General features: G+C 31.8%; 17 protein-coding genes. 10 read left to right on the forward strand and 7 right to left on the reverse strand.

Going from position 1 to position 18353, the window contains the following annotated elements; all coding sequences use genetic code 11:
• Window positions 1-5: 5 nt before the first annotated feature.
• Window positions 6-206, reverse strand: coding sequence for a hypothetical protein (locus ACQ654_RS01185; RefSeq protein WP_430408480.1), 201 nt, complete (start codon window positions 204-206; stop codon window positions 6-8).
• 138 nt (window positions 207-344) lie between these two features.
• Between ACQ654_RS01185 and ACQ654_RS01190 the strand changes: the two genes are divergently transcribed.
• The 6 genes from ACQ654_RS01190 (at window position 345) to ACQ654_RS01215 (ending at window position 6585) form a co-directional block, all read left to right on the forward strand.
• Window positions 345-566 (forward strand): helix-turn-helix domain-containing protein, encoded by a 222-nt coding sequence (locus tag ACQ654_RS01190; RefSeq protein WP_430408481.1) that lies wholly within the window; start codon window positions 345-347, stop codon window positions 564-566.
• Between the two features lie 1034 nt (window positions 567-1600).
• The gene (locus ACQ654_RS01195; RefSeq protein WP_430408482.1) at window positions 1601-2770 is read left to right on the forward strand and encodes a tetratricopeptide repeat protein; all 1170 of its coding nucleotides are present in this window, start codon (window positions 1601-1603) and stop codon (window positions 2768-2770) included.
• 139 nt (window positions 2771-2909) lie between these two features.
• Window positions 2910-3293 (forward strand): BlaI/MecI/CopY family transcriptional regulator, encoded by a 384-nt coding sequence (locus ACQ654_RS01200; RefSeq protein WP_430408483.1) that lies wholly within the window; start codon window positions 2910-2912, stop codon window positions 3291-3293.
• The gene (locus tag ACQ654_RS01205; protein ID WP_430408484.1) at window positions 3286-4617 is read left to right on the forward strand and encodes a peptidoglycan DD-metalloendopeptidase family protein; all 1332 of its coding nucleotides are present in this window, start codon (window positions 3286-3288) and stop codon (window positions 4615-4617) included. The genes ACQ654_RS01200 and ACQ654_RS01205 overlap by 8 nt, the downstream gene beginning before the upstream one ends.
• A 96-nt stretch (window positions 4618-4713) precedes the next feature.
• The gene (locus ACQ654_RS01210) at window positions 4714-5652 is read left to right on the forward strand and encodes a peptidoglycan DD-metalloendopeptidase family protein (RefSeq protein WP_430408485.1); all 939 of its coding nucleotides are present in this window, start codon (window positions 4714-4716) and stop codon (window positions 5650-5652) included.
• Between the two features lie 132 nt (window positions 5653-5784).
• On the forward strand, window positions 5785-6585 hold the full coding sequence (locus tag ACQ654_RS01215; RefSeq protein ID WP_430408486.1) for a LytR/AlgR family response regulator transcription factor: 801 nt from the start codon (window positions 5785-5787) through the stop codon (window positions 6583-6585).
• Window positions 6586-6629: 44 nt separating this feature from the next.
• Here ACQ654_RS01215 and ACQ654_RS01220 read toward each other — a convergent pair whose 3' ends face one another.
• Window positions 6630-6824, reverse strand: coding sequence for a hypothetical protein (locus ACQ654_RS01220; protein WP_430408487.1), 195 nt, complete (start codon window positions 6822-6824; stop codon window positions 6630-6632).
• Between the two features lie 247 nt (window positions 6825-7071).
• Between ACQ654_RS01220 and ACQ654_RS01225 the strand changes: the two genes are divergently transcribed.
• Entirely contained in the window at window positions 7072-8181 is a 1110-nt protein-coding gene (locus ACQ654_RS01225) for an acyltransferase family protein (RefSeq protein ID WP_430408488.1), read from the forward strand.
• A gap of 7 nt (window positions 8182-8188) precedes the next feature.
• Here ACQ654_RS01225 and ACQ654_RS01230 read toward each other — a convergent pair whose 3' ends face one another.
• The 3 genes from ACQ654_RS01230 to ACQ654_RS01240 all read right to left on the reverse strand — a co-directional run bounded on the left by ACQ654_RS01230 (window position 8189) and on the right by ACQ654_RS01240 (window position 10458).
• Entirely contained in the window at window positions 8189-8851 is a 663-nt protein-coding gene (locus tag ACQ654_RS01230; RefSeq protein WP_430408489.1) for a DUF4386 domain-containing protein, read from the reverse strand.
• Window positions 8852-9089: 238 nt separating this feature from the next.
• On the reverse strand, window positions 9090-9971 hold the full coding sequence (locus ACQ654_RS01235) for a hypothetical protein (RefSeq protein ID WP_430408490.1): 882 nt from the start codon (window positions 9969-9971) through the stop codon (window positions 9090-9092).
• 4 nt (window positions 9972-9975) lie between these two features.
• The gene (locus ACQ654_RS01240) at window positions 9976-10458 is read right to left on the reverse strand and encodes a T9SS type A sorting domain-containing protein (RefSeq protein WP_430408491.1); all 483 of its coding nucleotides are present in this window, start codon (window positions 10456-10458) and stop codon (window positions 9976-9978) included.
• Window positions 10459-10694: 236 nt separating this feature from the next.
• On the opposite strand from ACQ654_RS01240, the gene ACQ654_RS01245 reads away from it, so the two are divergent.
• Window positions 10695-12323 (forward strand): tetratricopeptide repeat protein, encoded by a 1629-nt coding sequence (locus ACQ654_RS01245; RefSeq protein WP_430408492.1) that lies wholly within the window; start codon window positions 10695-10697, stop codon window positions 12321-12323.
• A 136-nt stretch (window positions 12324-12459) separates the two neighbouring features.
• On the opposite strand, the gene ACQ654_RS01250 is transcribed toward ACQ654_RS01245, so the two are convergent.
• Entirely contained in the window at window positions 12460-13095 is a 636-nt protein-coding gene (locus tag ACQ654_RS01250) for a peroxiredoxin-like family protein (protein ID WP_430408493.1), read from the reverse strand.
• A gap of 233 nt (window positions 13096-13328) precedes the next feature.
• Here ACQ654_RS01250 and ACQ654_RS01255 point away from each other — a divergent pair, with 233 nt between their 5' ends.
• Together ACQ654_RS01255 and ACQ654_RS01260 are read left to right on the forward strand one after the other, a co-directional pair.
• Window positions 13329-15833 (forward strand): T9SS type A sorting domain-containing protein, encoded by a 2505-nt coding sequence (locus tag ACQ654_RS01255; protein WP_430408494.1) that lies wholly within the window; start codon window positions 13329-13331, stop codon window positions 15831-15833.
• Between the two features lie 27 nt (window positions 15834-15860).
• Window positions 15861-16247 (forward strand): hypothetical protein, encoded by a 387-nt coding sequence (locus tag ACQ654_RS01260; protein WP_430408495.1) that lies wholly within the window; start codon window positions 15861-15863, stop codon window positions 16245-16247.
• A gap of 143 nt (window positions 16248-16390) precedes the next feature.
• Here ACQ654_RS01260 and ACQ654_RS01265 read toward each other — a convergent pair whose 3' ends face one another.
• Complete coding sequence (locus tag ACQ654_RS01265) at window positions 16391-18334, reverse strand: leucine-rich repeat domain-containing protein (RefSeq protein ID WP_430408496.1); 1944 nt, start codon at window positions 18332-18334, stop codon at window positions 16391-16393.
• Between the last annotated feature and the right edge of the window lie 19 nt (window positions 18335-18353).

Raw genomic sequence — 18353 nt, forward strand, 5'->3', positions numbered from 1 at the left:
TTATTTTACTCAAACTTCCCAGTACCATAATTAACTCGTCTCTTAAAATCAATAATTTCATCTTTTAGTTTCTTATTAGCATTCTCAATAAGTTCATTTTGGAGTTTCATAATCTTTAGTAAATCGTGAACTGCATTAAGATTGTCTAATTGCGTATATACGATTCTTTCTAAATCTGCTTTTGTATATTTTGGAAATCCGCTCATGGTATAGAATTTGATTATTATTGTTTAGTAATTCTATACAAATATGTAGAAAAAACACCTAAATTCAAAATTATTGTTTTAAAATTTTACACAAGTGTATATACTTTCTATATTTATGTATTAAAAATAAGTACACACATGACTAAATTAGGATTGTATTTAGCGAAGAAATCAATTAATAAAGCTGAAGTTTCCCGAAAAACAGGAATCAGCAAATCTCGTATAAGTCAATTAGGTTCAAATAAAACAACAAAATTAAGAGTTGATGAATTATATCTAATTGCTTTAGCTATTGACGTTGATCCTTGTGATATCTTCAAAGAAATCTGCCAAGACCTTAAATTAAAAGACGAAGAATAAATTTCAATCGAAAGTCTAGCGACCTCAGAAAACTTTGGTCAAAACAATAGGCGAGTGAGCGTTCATATTTTAGAGATGAAGCAGTTTTTTTGTTGAATGTTCTGTATTGTATTTGAAACTTACAATAATCTAAATAATTCTACACGTTTCTAAAATATAGCGAACGAGCCGTAATTGTTTCCAAAGTATTCTGAAGTCTTGATTTTTGTTTCTTTTTATCAAGAAAAAGACAAAATAAAAAACTATAAAAGATTCTCATTAAACTCAAAAGCTATTTAACATAACGAAAAGCCAAAAAAGGTTTTTATGAAAACGAACAGTTAGCATAGTTATATAAAATTCTTCGTAGAAAATTTTTATAAGTATGCGGCAGGTTAACGTAAAAGGTCATAAAACTTTTTCTAACGAAATGCTTCTAACATATAGAATGCTTGTATAGAATTTCTAAAGCAGCTTTTGTGCGGCTGGAAAGCGTCGGCAAATTGTGTGTAGAAAAAAATGCCAAAGCATTTTATTTATACTAAGCAATAAAGCGTTTGCGCGCGGCAATTTTGCATAACGACAAATTATGGGACAAAGAATTATGTAGCGAAGCGTTCCGATTAAATAAGGTTCATAACCCAAGCACAATGATTCTAGTAGCAACTACAAAGGTTCTGGGATATTTAGCATAATATCATTATGGTTTACAAATACGCTGATTATCCTACTTTACGATATATAGTATTTGTACCATAATTTACATTATGTTAAACAGTTATTTGTGAAATACTAATAAAACAAACTTCTAATACTCTTCTTCCATATTTGCTATAATGTATAACCTTCGCACAATCTTCATAAGCATGAATATTTTACAATACTGATATAGAATTGATATTAAACCATACTTAATAACTTATGTACGTCTAAAACTTTTAAATTATTAAAAAATGATTTACTCTGAATTCTATACACAAGAGTAATTTTGAAATCATTCTTTTCCAAATCATATTCCAAAAAATGACATAACTTTACACATCACAATTCAATTGATGTCGCAAGAATATATTTTTACGTTACTCTTTTCATTACTCGCATTTCGGATGTTAGTCATAGTATTTCATGAGTTTGGTCATGCCGTTGCCGCATTATTTCATTCAGATGAAAAAGTGAGCGTTTATATTGGTTCGTACGGAAATCCTGAAAAATCGTTTCATTTTCAAATCAAACGATTGGAATGCTTTATAAAGTATAATATATTTACCTGGAAAGGCGGATTGTGTATTCCACATGGGAAAAATATTTCCTGGAAAGGCAACATGTACATAAGTCTGTTTGGTCCGTTAACAACGCTCACAATTGGTGTTCTTGCTGGTACTTCACTCCTTTTGTTTGAAAAATTTAGCTTGTCAACTATGCTAATTTTTGCCGTAGCGTTTTCCACTATTCTGGACTTTATTTTTAATATCATCCCACGAAAAACTCAAATCAAATTACACAATGGAACATTCGCAAATAATGATGGAAAACAATTAATGCACCTCTGGAATATTAGAAATGTTTTTGATACGTACAGAAAAGCTTCAAATCATTATGTTGCAAAAGAATATAATGAAGCCGCTGTATTGTTTGAAAAATGCATTGCTCCTGTTGCTAAAAATCGTGAAATTTATAAATTGACGATTGCTTGTTATTTGAATGGTAAAAATTATATAAAAGCTATTGCATTAAACGAAACATATACTGAAATTTACCATAATTCTTTTGATTTGTATGATATGGTAACTATTGGCGTCATTGAAATTTATAAAGAAAATTACACCAAAGCGTTAGAGTTATTTGAAGAAGCACTCGAAATAAGTCATGAAAATCATATTATACTTAATAATCGTGGGTATGTTTTAGGTTTGTTAAATCGACATGAAGAAGCCATTAAAGATTTGGATAAAGCACTTTTAATAAATGAAAATTTTGCGTTTGCTTGGGACAATCGTGGGTTTTCAAAAATAATGCTTGGACAGCTTGAAGAAGGCTATACTGATCTTCAAAAATCACTTGAGTTGGACGATCAAAATAGTGAAGTTTACCGTAATATTGGTATCTATCATTTTAAGAAAAAAGACTATCAAACAGCACTTGAATTCTACCAAAAAGCAGTCAAAATAGATGCTGAAACTCATAAAATCCAAGCATATATTGCTGAAGTCACATCTAAACTATAAAATTAACAAAACCTTTCAAATTACTTAAAATCAGTTGATTAAGTCTTCATTTCTTGTTTTAAAATAGACCACATGACTATAAATATAGTTTTATGACTATTTATATAGTTATATTGAAATATTCTTCTATATTTGCAACATGAACGAGTTAACAAAAGCTGAAGAACAAGTCATGCAATATGTATGGAAACTAGACAAAGCGTTTCTAAAAGATATTGTAGAACAATTTCCAGAACCTAAACCTGCTTACACGACTATTTCTACAGTTGTTCGTGTATTGGTAAAAAAGAAATTCTTAATTTTTGAAACGTACGGAAAAATTCGTCAATATGCACCTGCAATTTCAAAAGAACGTTATTTTTCGCAACACATGAAACAAGTTATTGGAAACTTTTTCAATGGTTCTACACGTAAATTTGCCTCTTTTTTTGCAGAAAGTGATACGCTAAATTTAACCGAATTGGAACAAATGAAAACGATGTTAGAAGAAAAAATAGAAATCTTAAAGTCAAAAAATGAATAGCTTTCTCTTATATCTATGTCAAGTCAGTTTGGTGTTCGGCGGCTTTTATGTACTGTATAAATGCTTGTTTAGCCGATTCACGTTTCATGCTACCAATAGAAGTTTATTGCTAGCAATTGTTCCTTTGTCAGTACTATTGCCATTTAGTGGTGAACTGTTTCCAGAAATACAAAATTTTAATCTTGACATTCTTGTATTACAAGAATTTACGATACTTACTAATTTTGAATATTTTGCAGAAGATGCAACAATTACAAGCAATGAAACTATAAATTACGGATATATCTTTTTTATCATATATATAATTGGTGTTGTCATTTATTTAACCCGATTTATGGCTACAACGTATGCATTAATCAAGTTGAAAAGAAATGCCGAAAAGGTTGAATTTAATGGTATAACGCTTTACATAGCTGCTGTTCCAGAAGTATTTTCATATTTTAATTGGATATTTATTCCAAAAACGGAAACTTCATATTTTAACAAATTAATTATCACACATGAAAAAGCACATGTTCAAAAATTACATTCATTAGATGTACTTTTAGCAGAATTATTCATCACATGTTGCTGGTTTCATCCACTCGCCTACTCGTATCGAAAATCTTTAAAATCAATTCACGAATTTCAAGCAGATACTTTTGTATTAGATCAAAAAGTAAAAAAATCAACATATTTAGAATTGCTTTTAGAAAGTCTTGAGCCAAAAAACACAAATCCTGTCTACAATTATTTTTCACATCCAACACTCAAAAAACGAATAGAAATGATTACCAAATCACAATCAAAAAGCAAATTAAAAATCACGTATTTACTAGTAATTCCACTAATTGCTCTCGCTTTTATGGCGTTTAAAAATACTGATGAAACTTCTATTTCGAATGAATTTCTTCCAACGGAAATTGAAATAAAAGCAACGAAAACACCATCTTTATTTCCAGTTCAGAATGGAAGTACAAAAAATATTTCTTCCAAATTTGGTACAATTAGAAAACATCCGAAATTAAAAAGTAAAACGTCACATGGCGGAATTGATATCAGAGCAGTACGTGGAACACCTGTAATAGCAACAGCTGACGGCGTTATTGTAAAAGCTAAAAAAGAAGGCAATTGGGGAAATATAATCGTAATTTCTCATGCAAATGGTTTTGAAACTTGGTATGCACATCTAAAAGGTTTCAATACAACTGAACGCACAAATGTTAAAAAAGGTGACATCATTGGCTATGTTGGAAACACAGGTTTATCAACTGCACCACATTTGCATTATGAAGTGCGTCAACATGGAAGACGCTTAGATCCAATGCAATACATCACTGAATAACTTACAAAACTCAATACAATTAATTCGCTAGGATTGCGTTATACAATGCAGATCCCTAAAAATCTATTTCGTAAAACTAAATTGAATACTACCACAATGAAATCATTTTATTTGTTCGTCTTCTCGCTTTGTAGCATTTGCGCGTACAGTCAAACACAAGACAGCTTAGAAGTTAAAAAAGAATCAAAAATCACGTTAGAAACCGCATTCCCTGTTATTTCACTTGCGTTGAATGCGTCGTTAGAGGAATCAAAAATTTCAAACGATAGTATTCTTACAAAAGATTGGATTGCTGAAAACTGGAATACAAAAGTCTTTAATCCGTATAAAAATACACGAAAAAGCTATCCATTACACATTACTTTTGACGATAGCACATACGCCTCTCCTATTCCACGTAAAAAAGTAATAACGTCGCGTTATGGTTGGCGAAATCGCAGAGCGCACAACGGAATCGATATCGATTTAATTACTGGCGACAAAGTAATGTCGATGTTTGATGGAGTTGTTCGGTATGTGAATAGACATTCTGGACATGGAAAAACAGTTGTTGTACGTCATTTTAATGGTTTGGAAACCGTTTACGCACATTTGTCACGACAAATGGTAAAGGTGAATGATACCGTGAAAAAAGGGCAAATTATAGGAAAAGGCGGAACTACAGGAAACGCTCGCGGAAGTCATTTACACCTAGAAATACGATTTCAAGGAATTCCAATTCACCCAGAATATATATTCGATTTTTCAAATGAAGACAATATAGTTCGTGCAAATTCAATTTGGATAAACGACAAGTGGACAACGGCTTACAGACACAATTCGAAGCGAAAATCGAAGGTAGATCTTTGTACAACTGAAGAAGAAGCTTTGCAAAGTAAGGCCAACGAAAAGAAAGTTTACACCGTTAGACGCGGCGATACGTTATCGAGAATATCTAGCAAATACAATATTTCCATTGCTTCGTTATGCAAAGAAAATTCTATTCGCAGAACAAGTACTTTACGAATTGGACAAAAGTTGGTTGTAACACAATAAAAAATTAAAAGTTCATGCGTTAGTTTATATTTTACAAAGTAAATTAGCGCATCAATTTTTTATACTTTGTTACCAAAAATTATACAATATTTTAAAGAACCGTATCCTTACCTCTATAGAAACCGGAAGCGATTGCTTATATTTCTTGGCTTGCTGAGTATTTTGAGTTTTCTATTTTCATATACGTTTGATCCTTTTGAAGTAAATGTTGACGAACACAAAATAGATTACATTTGGATTTTATTTATTCATGCATTTTATCCGTTACCAATTGCATATCTGTATTTTACAATCTTAAATTGGATAGTAAAAGATGATTCTCGCTGGACATTAGGGAAAGAATTACGCTGCTTGTTAATAATTCTTATTATTATCGGAATCGTAAGTTTTCTGATTAGAGATTTAATTTATGATAATCCAAACAATTGGTCCTTACAATATCTTTTTGAAGAAATTAGAAATTCTCTCTTGGTTGGTGGTTTATTATTAATTATTATGCTTCCGCTGAATTTAGAACGTTTGATATACAAACATAGTAAGAGTCTTAAAAATCTAAAACTTAGAACACCGACTGCGAAAATTGAGCAACAATTGATTCAAATTTCTACAAAAACGGAGCAATACCAACTAGACATACAACAATTTCTATTTGCAAAAGTTGAAAGTAATTATACCGAAATTTATATTTATGATGGTTCAGAAGTCAAAAAAGGCTTGTTTCGCATCACATTAAAAGACTTGGAACAACATTTACAACAGTTTCCACATATTTACAAAACGCATCGTTCCTACTTGGTCAATTTGCACAAAATAACGACTTGTGTTGGCAATGCACAAGGATATCAATTATCATTAAAAAACTATTCAAAAACGGTTCCTGTATCGCGTTCTAAGCTTACTACTTTTAATGCGTATTTTTCAAATAAAACATAAAAAAGCGAACCGAAGCTCGCTGAATTTTGAATGAATATTGCATACTAATCTGGCGGTGCCATATCGCAATTATAAACGCTATTGCAAGGATCGCAGGTTTCTGTTTGTCCATAACCACACAATTCTGGTTCTGTCCAATAACAAATTGTTCCTGTGAATCCACCTTTCGCAGTAAATATTTCTAAGTTAGAAATTGACTTTTTGTTAAGGTGTAATGATTTTAACTGTTTCTTTTTCATAAAGTTAAGTTTTATTTTCGAAGTAATTTAAAAATTAATAATAGCTTTTCTGTACGGGAAAACCGTAGTTAACGTTTATATAACAATTCTAGTTACTCCTGAAAAGTTGCGCTGCGCTGATTTGAAATGCTTGCACTAAGCGAATTCGAAGTGTGTATTTCGTCACTTTCCCTTGCAAACAGTCACATTCAAAGAATTTGCATAAAAATCGTTTGTATGTTTGTCGCATCAAAAAACGAACACTTTTATGACAACAAAAATCCGCAGATACGATTTAGATTGGTTGCGCGTTATTGCAATTTTGGCAGTATATTTTCATCATGTTGGAATGCCGTTTAATGGTGATAATTTTCATATTATGAACAATGAATCGAGCAAATTATTAGATGATATTATGGTTTTTTTTGAACAATTCAGATTGCCATTATTATTTCTAATTTCTGGAACAGGAACTATTTTTGCCTTTTCAAAACGTACTTGGATTCAGTTTGTAAAAGAACGCGCTATCCGATTGTTGATTCCACTTGTTTTTGGTGTGCTCATCATCGTTCCACCACAAACATATTTTGAAAATAGAGCTGCATACACTTCTTATCTTGATATTTATAAAAGTGCTGATTTTGGCGTGAATCATCTTTGGTTTATTGAAAATCTATTTTGGATGTCGCTGATTCTAATTCCGTTCATAGTATTCTTGAAATCATCAAAATCAAATAGATTGATAGAGCTATTTCAACGCTTTACTTCTAAAAAACTAGGATTATTTCTAATCGTCATCCCATTAATTTTCATCTTAATTGTATCAAAAACCTATTTCCCTGATGATAGTAAAAGCTTGTTAAATCTGTCGTCAACACTTTATTACGGCTTCTTTTTGATTATTGGAATGTTGTTCGCTTCCGCAGCATTGACTTGGACACATTTGAAGCAATACCGCAAGCTAAACTTCGTACTATTTTTAGTAAGTTCCATCATTTTCTACACGTACTATTTGATGCCACACGAATTGCTTGTCCCCTATTTATCAAAAAATATACTTTGGAATCTTTGGTATGTAGTCTGTTGTTTGGTCGGTTGGACATTTGTAATCACACTTTTAGGGTATGCACAAATTTGGTTTAACAAAAAAAGTACATTGGTACAAAAACTCAACGAAGCTATTTATCCGTTTTACATTTTGCATCAAACCATACTTGTTGTTTTTGCATACTACATTATTCAACTTGATGCGAATATTGCTGTAAAAATAATCTTGTTACTCATTACTTCTTTTCCTGTAATTGTATTGATTTACAGATATTTAATCTATCCGTTTACATTAATGCGTGTATTATTTGGAATGAAGAAAAAGCAGTAATGTTACTTTATTCTTTTGGCAATTTAAATCCTTTGAGTAACAACCAAACTGGAAAAATTAATTGAATTAAAGCCATCGGAATCATCATATTCATACTAATACCTTGTCCTAAAATAGAACTTAAAATCTCAATAAACATTAGCAATACGGCAACTATCCCAAAAATGGAGATCGCTCTCGGAATCAATCGTGTAGTATAAAATGTGTAATACAATACAAACCCTGGAAAACATGAAACTAATAATGAAAAATAGTGTGTCCACGCATGTCTTTCATACAATAAAGTTCCCATGAGTTCAAATGAATCAACTGCGTTATTTCCGCTTTTAACATATGCTTTACTTACGTCTAACAGTGATAGCACACTTATGTTATCAATACATATCATTACACAACTAAGTATGCACAAAGCCAAATAAGCTAAGGCTATTTTGTAACTATAGTGTTTAAAAATTGGAAATAGCAATACAGCAATAACAATTGAAATTAGTCCGCTCACAATACCGAATAAAGTTGAAATTATAATCTCATTTGTGTTTGCGGCAGTTGCTGTGAGAAAATCATCTGCAAAAAGTGAACTTTGCAAAAATTGATACATGGTAACGCCTACAGCGAAAGTTAACAACAATAGTATCCCTACTATTTTTGCCGTTTTTTGGTTTGAATTCATTGTATTATTTTTTTGATTGATGTATAGTGTGACGCACTAATACTCATAAAGTTACAACAAAACATACAATATCATATTTCTTTTCAGTTTTATAATCGCTTTTGCTATGACTTTATTTTTAGGAAAATCAGTACAAGTCTATAAGAAACAAACACGAACAAAAAAAGACACTCGTTTCGGAGTGTCTTTTAACTAAATGTAACCTACAATTAACTAGTTCTAAATATAATTTAGAAAATTAATTTTTTACATAATATTCAAAAGAAAAAGTAGCACTAATACTTCCCCACGATAGGTATATTGTATCGGGAGAATCTTGAAACATACGGAATTCGAAAACTTGTCCTGGTGTTACAGGAATATATTGTGTAGCTAAGTTAAATCCGTATTTAGAATTGAATTGATTATACGTTGGATATGATTGATTTGCTAGGTTAAACGGCGTACCATCTTGGTAAATTGCCAATGTAGACATACTATCGGCAGTTCCTGCTTCGTAAATAATACCTGCATTAATTTTGATATGTGTAACACCTGCAGGAATGGTTATTTGTGTATTGTTTGTACCACCTATACTATTCATATAGTTATCAGAAACGCCTAACCAACGTAATGTGGTCAATGTAAAACTGGGAACTTCATTGTTTGGATTTGGGTTTGGAGTTCCATCATTTTTTCCTCTTGCAGCTCCTAAATATTTAAAGGTGTCTTTGGTACTTTCACTTTCTTTTGCATGCAATGCATACGGAACACTCAATAGCTGACTTGTTCCTGTAATTGTGTATGAAGTTCCGCCTGTTGGATCTGTTTCAGTTTTAACAAAATAAGTTCCAGAACCCCAATCAATCGTATTAAACGTTCCTGAAACTACTATTCCTGTTCCTATTTCTAAACTTACCAATCCATTGTCATTGGTTGTTGGTGTATGTGTCTCCACATAAACAGCTGATCCGGAAGCATTACTTTGTAAAATACTAATTTGCATTCCAACTGTTTGGTTCGCTATTAATGTATTTGTAATATCTCTCACAACTGCTTGATAACTCATCTTTTCAGGAGTTTGTGCATATATATTTACTGTTAGCAATAAGGCAAATAAAAGTGTAATGTTATTTTTCATGATGTTATTTTTTTATGATTTTGAATGTCTTTACTTTTTTACTTTTTTCAACTATTGAAATGAAATAGGTTGCTACAGGCAATTGTTTCATTGGAATTTTAGTAGTATCGCCTGTAAGTTTTTTAGAAATTAATAATCTACCTGAAATATCACTGATTTGATAGCTTAATCCTGCGACATCCATATTTTTCAACCGAAGATTTATAAAATCTGTTGTTGGATTCGGGAATGCAATTGCTTCTAATTGAATAGCAATTACTTCAATTCCTAACGTGGTAGAAATCTCAAACGACTGTTGCACACCTTGCGCAGTTGAGCCAGTAGCTCCCGAATTGGTTTTATAAAACAATTGACCAACGGAAAAGCTAGTGTTTCCTGTTGCTCCTGTTGCATTTCCGCCACCAGCGTTCACAGATTGTTGCGCGCAGAGAAATCCTGTTCCAAAGAGGAAGCAAAAAGTCATGATCTTTAATTTCTTGTACTTCATAAGTTTTGTTTAGTGTGAGTATTTTTTGTTTTAAATGTGTTTAGAAGTTCAATTGAATTTCATATCATTTTTACAAATTATAATAATGATGTAAAAGTAGTTTCACATGCCTATGAATCACTATTTTAGCATACGTACTTGCTACGTAGCACATACGCAATGGGTACGTAGTAGGATTTTATCTCACAAAATTTTAAGGATGTAACCTATAAAGAACTTACATTAGCTATATGAAGATGAAACACATATACGTATGCTTTCTAGTTTGGTTCGGAATTGGCTCTAATTTGCTGTTTTCTCAGTCAAATATTGCAGACGTAGCCGTTATTATTGATTCTATAAAATCACTAGAAAACCAACCATTGAAACGAATTGCGTATGTGGCCGCTATTGATCATCTGTATATAGAAACATATTCTCCAGAATTATTTACATACGTAAAACGTGAATTTGACGATTCAGATAAAATAACAGATTTAAATATCAAATATGATTTATATCATTTAATGGAAGCTGTATATTATGCTTTTAGTGATTACGAAAAAGCAGCTCCAATTGCGTATGATTTATTAACTATAGCAAAGCAAACAAAAAGACCTAAACATTTATACTTTGCCTATTCATCAATTGCTGCAGATGAATCTGGATTGGGAAATAATTATAAAGAAATTGAGTTTTTGTTATTAGCACATGAACATGCAACTTATCGTAAAGCGATTGAAGCGAAATCTTATATTGAGTTGAGCACAGCTTTTATGGCATTGGATGATTTTAGCAAAGCAGAAAAATACATTTTAGATGGTGTAAAAACTGCTAAAGAAAGTGAAGATTTGTCATTTATCACCTATTCATATGCGGTAATGTCTTCGTATTATTATGAAATAGATGCGTATGAAAATGCATTGAAATACATTGCAAAAGTAGATTCTATACTGTTGCTAAATGAAGAATTATCAGATTCACGAGATTTTGTAGAAACCACTATCAATGCGGGATTAATTTATTCAGAAAGAGGAGAATTTGATAAAGCCAAAAACTATTTAGACAAAGCGCTCAAAGTATCAAAAAGAGCAAATGATTTAGATACACAAGCACAAATATATGAAGCCTTTTCAGACCTTGAAGAATACAAAGAAAATTATGCCAAAAGTCTCGAATATTACAAAGAAGCTACACTTTTAAGAGATTCAGTCTATACAAAAGAAGCTCAGACACAAGTAAACACATTAAAAGTAACGTACGAATTAGATAAAAAAGATGCTGAAATTGTTATTGCAAAAAAAAATGAAGAATTTTCTAGAAAACAAACTTGGTATCTTCTCGGTATAGGAATTACGTGTATTATCATTTTACTATTACTACTACTCTACTCAAAATCAAAATTAAAATCGTCAAAAATAGCTGCAGAATTAACGAATAAAAAGAATGAAATAAATAAAATAGAAATTGAAAACCTGGCTTCAGAAGTACAATTAAAAAATAAGGAATTAGCCGATTTATTTCTATATCAATACGAAAAAGCACAGTTGCTCACAGAGGTTATTGAAAATATAGATCGTTCCAACGATTCACTAAAAGAAAATTTACAAGAACAACTTAATAAAAATGAAGATTGGACAAATTTCAAACTACATTTTGATAAAGTACACGAAGGTTTCTTCCAAAAATTAAACGAATTAGCACCAAATTTAACTACAAAAGACATTCGGTATTGCGCCTACATCAGAATGAATCTTACATCTAAAGAAATTGCCATCATGCTTGGAATTTCACATCGAACTGTGCAAGGAATTCGTGGCCGTGTTCGTAAAAAACTTGGTTTGGACTCAAAAGAAGATTTAGTATTATACTTGATGAATTTGTAAAGCTATTACGAATGTTATTGTGAGATATTTTGAATTCACAATAATTTGTAAATCAAAACCTTAACTGGTGTATTACATCATTTCCTTCATAACAATGACTTTTGAGAAAGTCTTTGTTGTATAATAAATATAACGCTTAAAGCGCATTCAATATATCTTGAGGATCTGCTCTGAGTTTGTAATCTTCTTCTAAAAAGTGATACGAAATAGTTCCATCTTGTTCCACCACATACGTTGCTGCAATTGGTAACTCTTGGTTTCCATTTCCTTGATTTGTAGCCAAATCAATTCCGAACTTTTTATATAATTCTTGCAAAGCTGTTGGTAATTTATATACCAAATTCATACTGCGGGCAACTATCATATCAATATCCGATACTACCTCAAACGTCAATTCGTTCTTCTGTTTGGTTGTTAAAGAATTATCTGGCGTTTCGGGTCCAATAATCACTAGCTTAGCTCCTTTTGCTTCAAATAGAGGAACTGCTTGTTGCAATGCGCGTAATTGAATATTACAATACGGACACCAATTACCACGATAGAATGCAATAATTACTTTGTGTTCTTTTAGTATTTCATTGATACGTACTTCGTTTCCTAAAGCATTTCCTAAAGTAATATCTGGAAGTTGATCGCCTGTTTTAAAAGCTTTTTCAATCATTTCACTTGCAACCAAGGAATCAATTGCCTGTTTCATAGTGTCTTGTGCAACGCCAGGATGCCGTTTTACACTTGCGGCTGCAAATTCTTTTAACTGTGTTGTTAAGTTCATATTTAATTTTTGTTTTTAGACCTTACAATTTCACGAACATTACAAACAAACTTGAAATATTTTAAAATGAACATATTCGTAAATCTATTTGTATCAAAATTGAAGTATTGAATTCCTTGTAAAAGTCATAAAAAATTACAGATTCAATTAATTTTAAAGATAAAAAGTAGGGTCTTTTCAATATAAACTGTTTAACTCCAAAGAAATTGCTAAACCTAAAACTAAACAACTACATGAAAAGAAAACTATGTTTAACACTGACAGGCATCTTTGCCTTAGGCTTCTCCTCACTAACACACGCGCAAAACTGGCGTGCTTCTACTCTTGACGAAAACAGTAATTATTTCGAAATTGTAGAACAAGAGAATCTAGTATTAGCTCCAATTAGAAATAATACAGATAGAAAAAGTAAGAAAAAAGTAAAACAATTTGAACGTTGGGCGGCTTTTTGGAAAGATCGTGTATTACCTAATGGTAAATTTATGCCTGCTTCGCACACCGCAAATCTTTGGTATAGCGAACAAGAACGACAAGGAAATGCCCCAGAAACAGTTGCAGATGTACCTTGGTCACTTTTAGGACCAGTAACACCACCTGTTTCAAATATTGGATTTTACCCAGGAATGGGACGTATTAATGCGATTGCTTTTACAGGAAACGACACAAATACAATGTACATAGGATCGCCAGCCGGAGGAATATGGAAAACTATTGATGGAGGAGCAACATGGACTCCACAAGGAGATGAATTTCCAAATATGGGAATTTCAGATATTGCTATCAATCCAACAAATACAGATATTGTATATGCAGCAACAGGTGATGCCGACGGTTTTCAGAACAGATCTGTTGGTGTCTTAAAAACTACAAATGGTGGTGCAAACTGGGCAATAACTGATTTGTCATTTACATTGGGACAAAATGATATCATTTCAAAATTATTAATTGATCCAAACAATGTAAATACAGTATTTGCAACCACTAGAAATAATATCAAAAGAACAACTGACGGAGGAACAACTTGGGCAGATGTGTTTACTGAAAATGGTGCTGTCTTTAATGATATAGGTTATAAAGAAGGAAGTAACTCTATTATGTATGCTACTTCAAGAAGCGGACGTTTTTACATTTCAACTGACAATGGGACAACTTGGACAGTGGCTTCAAGACCCGCTTTTAGTCGATTAGATTTTGCAACGACTGCAGCAAATACAGATTTAATTTTATCAATTGACAATTTTGGAAGAATTAGAAGATCTACAGATCAAGGAACGAGTTGGACACTAGTTGGAAGTATTGGTGGATACAGTTCTCAAGGTGGATACAACATTACCTTAGCAATTTCTCCAATAAACGAAAACTTAGTATTAGCTGGTGGTGTTGATGGATGGCGTTCTACAGATGGTGGTGCAACTTGGGAAAAATATTTAGATGGATATTGGCAAGCAGGAAATCCTTATTTCTATGTGCATTCTGATCATCATGATATGAAATTCGTACCTGGAACCAATACAGCAATCTCTGTAAATGATGGTGGAATTTTTATGGGAAATGCTCAACTTGACGATGCTTGGGCAGATTTATCTTCAGGAATTGCCATTACACAGTATTATAACGTTTCTGGCACACCACAAAACGCAAACTTATTAATTGCTGGTGCACAAGATAATGATATCGGTCAATATGATGGTGTTGATTGGATTGGAAGAAATCCTGGAAGTGATGGCGTTGAAGGTTTATGGGATTATTCTAATAGTGATATTGCTTGGACGTGTAGTCAGGCAGGTACAATGTTTAGAACAATCAACGGATTTACTTCTTCGCAGTTTGTTCCTACTCCTAACGGAGCACCATTTATATGGGAATTGGAGATTCATCCAACTGTTCCAACAACAATATTTGGAGGTTTTGGAGACATTTACAGATCAATAAATCAAGGAAATAGCTGGGTAAATTTAAACTCAGGTGTTGGCGCTATCGAATTTATCTCTATTTCACCTTCAAATCCAAATGTAATTTATGTTTCTGGACAAGGTGGTACTGTAAAGAGAACAGATAATGGAGGTGCTAATTGGGTAGTACTCAATTTACCACAAGGAGGAAGAGTAAAAAGTATTGAAGTACATCCAACAAATCCTGGCGAAGTGTACATTGCGTATTCTGGATATCAAGCTGGAAAAGTATACCGATCAACTAATAGTGGATTCACTTGGACAAATATTACAGGTTCATTACCAAACATTCCAACACATAAAATTTTATATAAAACAGGAACTATGGATGGCGAATTATTCCTAGCAACTGATTTAGGAGTGTATTACAGAACTGATTCTGCTGGCGATTGGGAACGTTTAGGACAAGGATTGCCAAATGTAATTGTAAACGATATTGAAATTCATTACGCAACAAATATGCTTCGTGCGGCTACCTTTGGTCGTGGTGTTTGGGAAGTTGCTATTGATGAAGCTTCTTTATCTGTTGGAGAAACGCAGTTACCACAAAATTCAATACAAGTATATCCGAATCCTACGGTAAATAAGAATTTTACAATTTCGTTACACAATCTATCAGGAAATAAAAACATTATTATATACAACTTAATTGGTTCGGTTGTAAAAGAAATTAATACAACTTCCAATGAAGAAAAAGTTAATCTAAGTGGTTTTGCCGAAGGTTTATACATGGTAAAAATCATCAATGATGGAAAAAGTATTACAAAGAAAATTGTTGTTAATTAAATGAAGCGGTTTTTAATATTATGCGTATTGACTCTCAATATAATGGCGTGTGATGAAGGTATAAAGCTACTATCTTCTACAAAACAAACCATTATACAAGGCGTACATACAACAAAGCCGTATACTAACTATCTTTTTGAGATAACACTAATAAACGCTGTCGATCTTCGTGTCGATAGCGTTTATATTTATGATAATGCGAAGCGTTATAAAGTAAATCATGTACTTTCGAAATACAAAAACAACAAAAATTACAAGTTAAATGCTTCTTTAAATGAAGGAAATTATATAGTTTTTGAGAATGAAAACAATTCGAATTCAGAAAACAAAGCTGTAATTTATTACCAAGCAAACAGAAAGAATGGCGAATTAAACATAACTACATTCAAAGAAGAAACAATAACACGAAGGTAGCGCCTTCGCTCCTATTTACTATTACTAAACGAAAATCCTAATTATATTATATGATTGGGATTTTTTATGTTTTAAATTGTTTTGATAGACCAAATGAATGGTTTAAAGCTTTTTTTGCGATTTAAGATTATAGTAATTTTTATTTAATTTGTAGGTAATTGTTCTTGTATTGAGTAAGTACTGAAATTCAAAAAGTTTCCAGGATGGGTCAACACGTTTTGTAAAATAATAGGTGTATCGGGTAATACTCCTGTATATTGAACATTTCCGTTCATATCAACATCAATTTCAGTATATCCAGTAACACTGTAGGTAGGAAAATTTAAAAAATTCCCAGCATCATTTAATACGATAGATAATATACTTGGTGTATCTGGATCTGTTCCTAAATATTGTATTATACCATCTCCGTTAGTGTTTCCTGTCCACATACCTAAAAAATCATTTGATATACCAAGGTCACTCTGAGCATTTGTTCCATAAGTAATTTGGTTAGCTGCATTAGTAAAATCAATTGTTGTCGCTGTTGTTCTCAACGGGATACTATTTTCATTCATAACTCCCAAATGGCTACGGTGTTTTATTACCACATGATAATTATTTATACTTTGATTAAAAGCTAATGGAGAAAAACCATCAACTCCTACTATGTCTCCATCGCGTTGTACTAAAGCAGATTGACTATCTACAACTATAGTATTGTCAGTTTTATCTCTTAATTCTACCCAAATCCAATCAACAATAGCATCATTTCCTGTTACTGCAAAAACACTTGCATTACAAGTAACTCCATCTGAATAAGGACTTGTTATTGGTAACATACCAGCTACACGTAAATCATCACGCATTAACATTCCTTCTCCAGGATTAGGATTTATATATGCTCCTTGTAGAAAGATTTTAGCTTCAAGCTTTAAAATTTCTCCACAATAAGTATTACTAAAAGTTGCCTGAGGATCAATAAAAGTCCAGTTATTAGTACTGTAAGTTTCATCATCAACTAAAATACAAGCTAGATCAGGATTACCATTTGCCGAAAACGAAATAATATTTGTATTGTTTCCATTTTTAATATTTACATTTCTTAGTAAACTAGCCAGAAGTTGTACATTTTCTAGTGCTGGATTGTTGGTTAAATCTATGCTAGTTATTGGATTAAAAGCGCACTGAAAATTTGTAAGTAATATATTATGAGAAACATCTAAACTAGTAAGTTGATTCAAGTTGCTTATAAATTCAATAAGCAACGTATTTTGGGTAAGATCAATAGCTGTTATTTGGTTACTCCCACAGAGTAAACTTCTGATTTTTAAGTTATTTGTAACGTCCAAACTAGTTAATTGATTAGCGCCGCAATTTAAATTTTCAAGCAATAAATTTTGTGAAATATCTAAATTTGTTAATTGGTTGGCAGCACATTCAAGTCGCTTTAGTGATGTATTAAGTGTGACATCTAAATTTGTAATTGGAGTGTAGGAATTATTGAAAATCAAGACTTCAAGCGCGGCATTGCTTGAGACATCTAGGTTTGTTAAGTTACTACGACTGCATCTTAGTATTTTTAAAGTTGTATTCTGAGAAATATTTAAATTTAATAAGGTAATACTAGAACAGAGAATAGTTTCAAGACCTAGATTTTGTGAGAAGTCTAAACTCGAATATGGATTCCCTTCACAATCTAAATATTTAAGATTTACATTTTGAGATAAATTAAAATTAGTTAATTGATTAACAGAGCATGATAAGGTTTCAAGATTTACGTTTTGTGAAAGTGGTAAATCAGTTAGTTGATTATTTGAACAATTCAACTCTTTTAAACTAGTAAAGTCTTCTATACCTGTTAAATCAGATATATTTCTGTAATTAATTGCTAAAACTTCAACAGTATTAATATTTGCAGTTGTAACTAAATTGTCATTAGCAATTCCATTGCCCATACTACTAGGATCTCCCAAAGCAACAATTTGACCATTGGCATTACGAGTTTCCAAGTAATTTTCAAAATTCGCGTCTGGTATTGAAGTTGTTTGCGAAAATAGAATGTTAAATACTGATAAGAATAGAAGTAGTAATAATTTTACTTTCATGTTTTATATTGTTTTCGCT

Origin of the sequence: Kordia sp. (genome assembly GCF_965283645.1) — a bacterium.
Taxonomy (GTDB): Bacteria; Bacteroidota; Bacteroidia; order Flavobacteriales; family Flavobacteriaceae; genus Kordia.

Bases quoted from the DNA above. Each gene is read 5' to 3' on its own strand.
- ACQ654_RS01240 (WP_430408491.1), bottom strand. From the start codon at position 10,458: ATGAAGTACAAGAAATTAAAGATCATGACTTTTTGCTTCCTCTTTGGA.
- ACQ654_RS01265 (WP_430408496.1), bottom strand. From the start codon at position 18,334: ATGAAAGTAAAATTATTACTACTTCTATTCTTATCAGTATTTAACATT.
- ACQ654_RS01190 (WP_430408481.1), top strand. From the start codon at position 345: ATGACTAAATTAGGATTGTATTTAGCGAAGAAATCAATTAATAAAGCT.
- ACQ654_RS01200 (WP_430408483.1), top strand. From the start codon at position 2,910: ATGAACGAGTTAACAAAAGCTGAAGAACAAGTCATGCAATATGTATGG.
- ACQ654_RS01230 (WP_430408489.1), bottom strand. From the start codon at position 8,851: ATGAATTCAAACCAAAAAACGGCAAAAATAGTAGGGATACTATTGTTG.
- ACQ654_RS01210 (WP_430408485.1), top strand. From the start codon at position 4,714: ATGAAATCATTTTATTTGTTCGTCTTCTCGCTTTGTAGCATTTGCGCG.
- ACQ654_RS01235 (WP_430408490.1), bottom strand. From the start codon at position 9,971: ATGAAAAATAACATTACACTTTTATTTGCCTTATTGCTAACAGTAAAT.
- ACQ654_RS01205 (WP_430408484.1), top strand. From the start codon at position 3,286: ATGAATAGCTTTCTCTTATATCTATGTCAAGTCAGTTTGGTGTTCGGC.
- ACQ654_RS01195 (WP_430408482.1), top strand. From the start codon at position 1,601: ATGTCGCAAGAATATATTTTTACGTTACTCTTTTCATTACTCGCATTT.
- ACQ654_RS01185 (WP_430408480.1), bottom strand. From the start codon at position 206: ATGAGCGGATTTCCAAAATATACAAAAGCAGATTTAGAAAGAATCGTA.
- ACQ654_RS01225 (WP_430408488.1), top strand. From the start codon at position 7,072: ATGACAACAAAAATCCGCAGATACGATTTAGATTGGTTGCGCGTTATT.
- ACQ654_RS01255 (WP_430408494.1), top strand. From the start codon at position 13,329: ATGAAAAGAAAACTATGTTTAACACTGACAGGCATCTTTGCCTTAGGC.
- ACQ654_RS01250 (WP_430408493.1), bottom strand. From the start codon at position 13,095: ATGAACTTAACAACACAGTTAAAAGAATTTGCAGCCGCAAGTGTAAAA.
- ACQ654_RS01220 (WP_430408487.1), bottom strand. From the start codon at position 6,824: ATGAAAAAGAAACAGTTAAAATCATTACACCTTAACAAAAAGTCAATT.
- ACQ654_RS01245 (WP_430408492.1), top strand. From the start codon at position 10,695: ATGAAACACATATACGTATGCTTTCTAGTTTGGTTCGGAATTGGCTCT.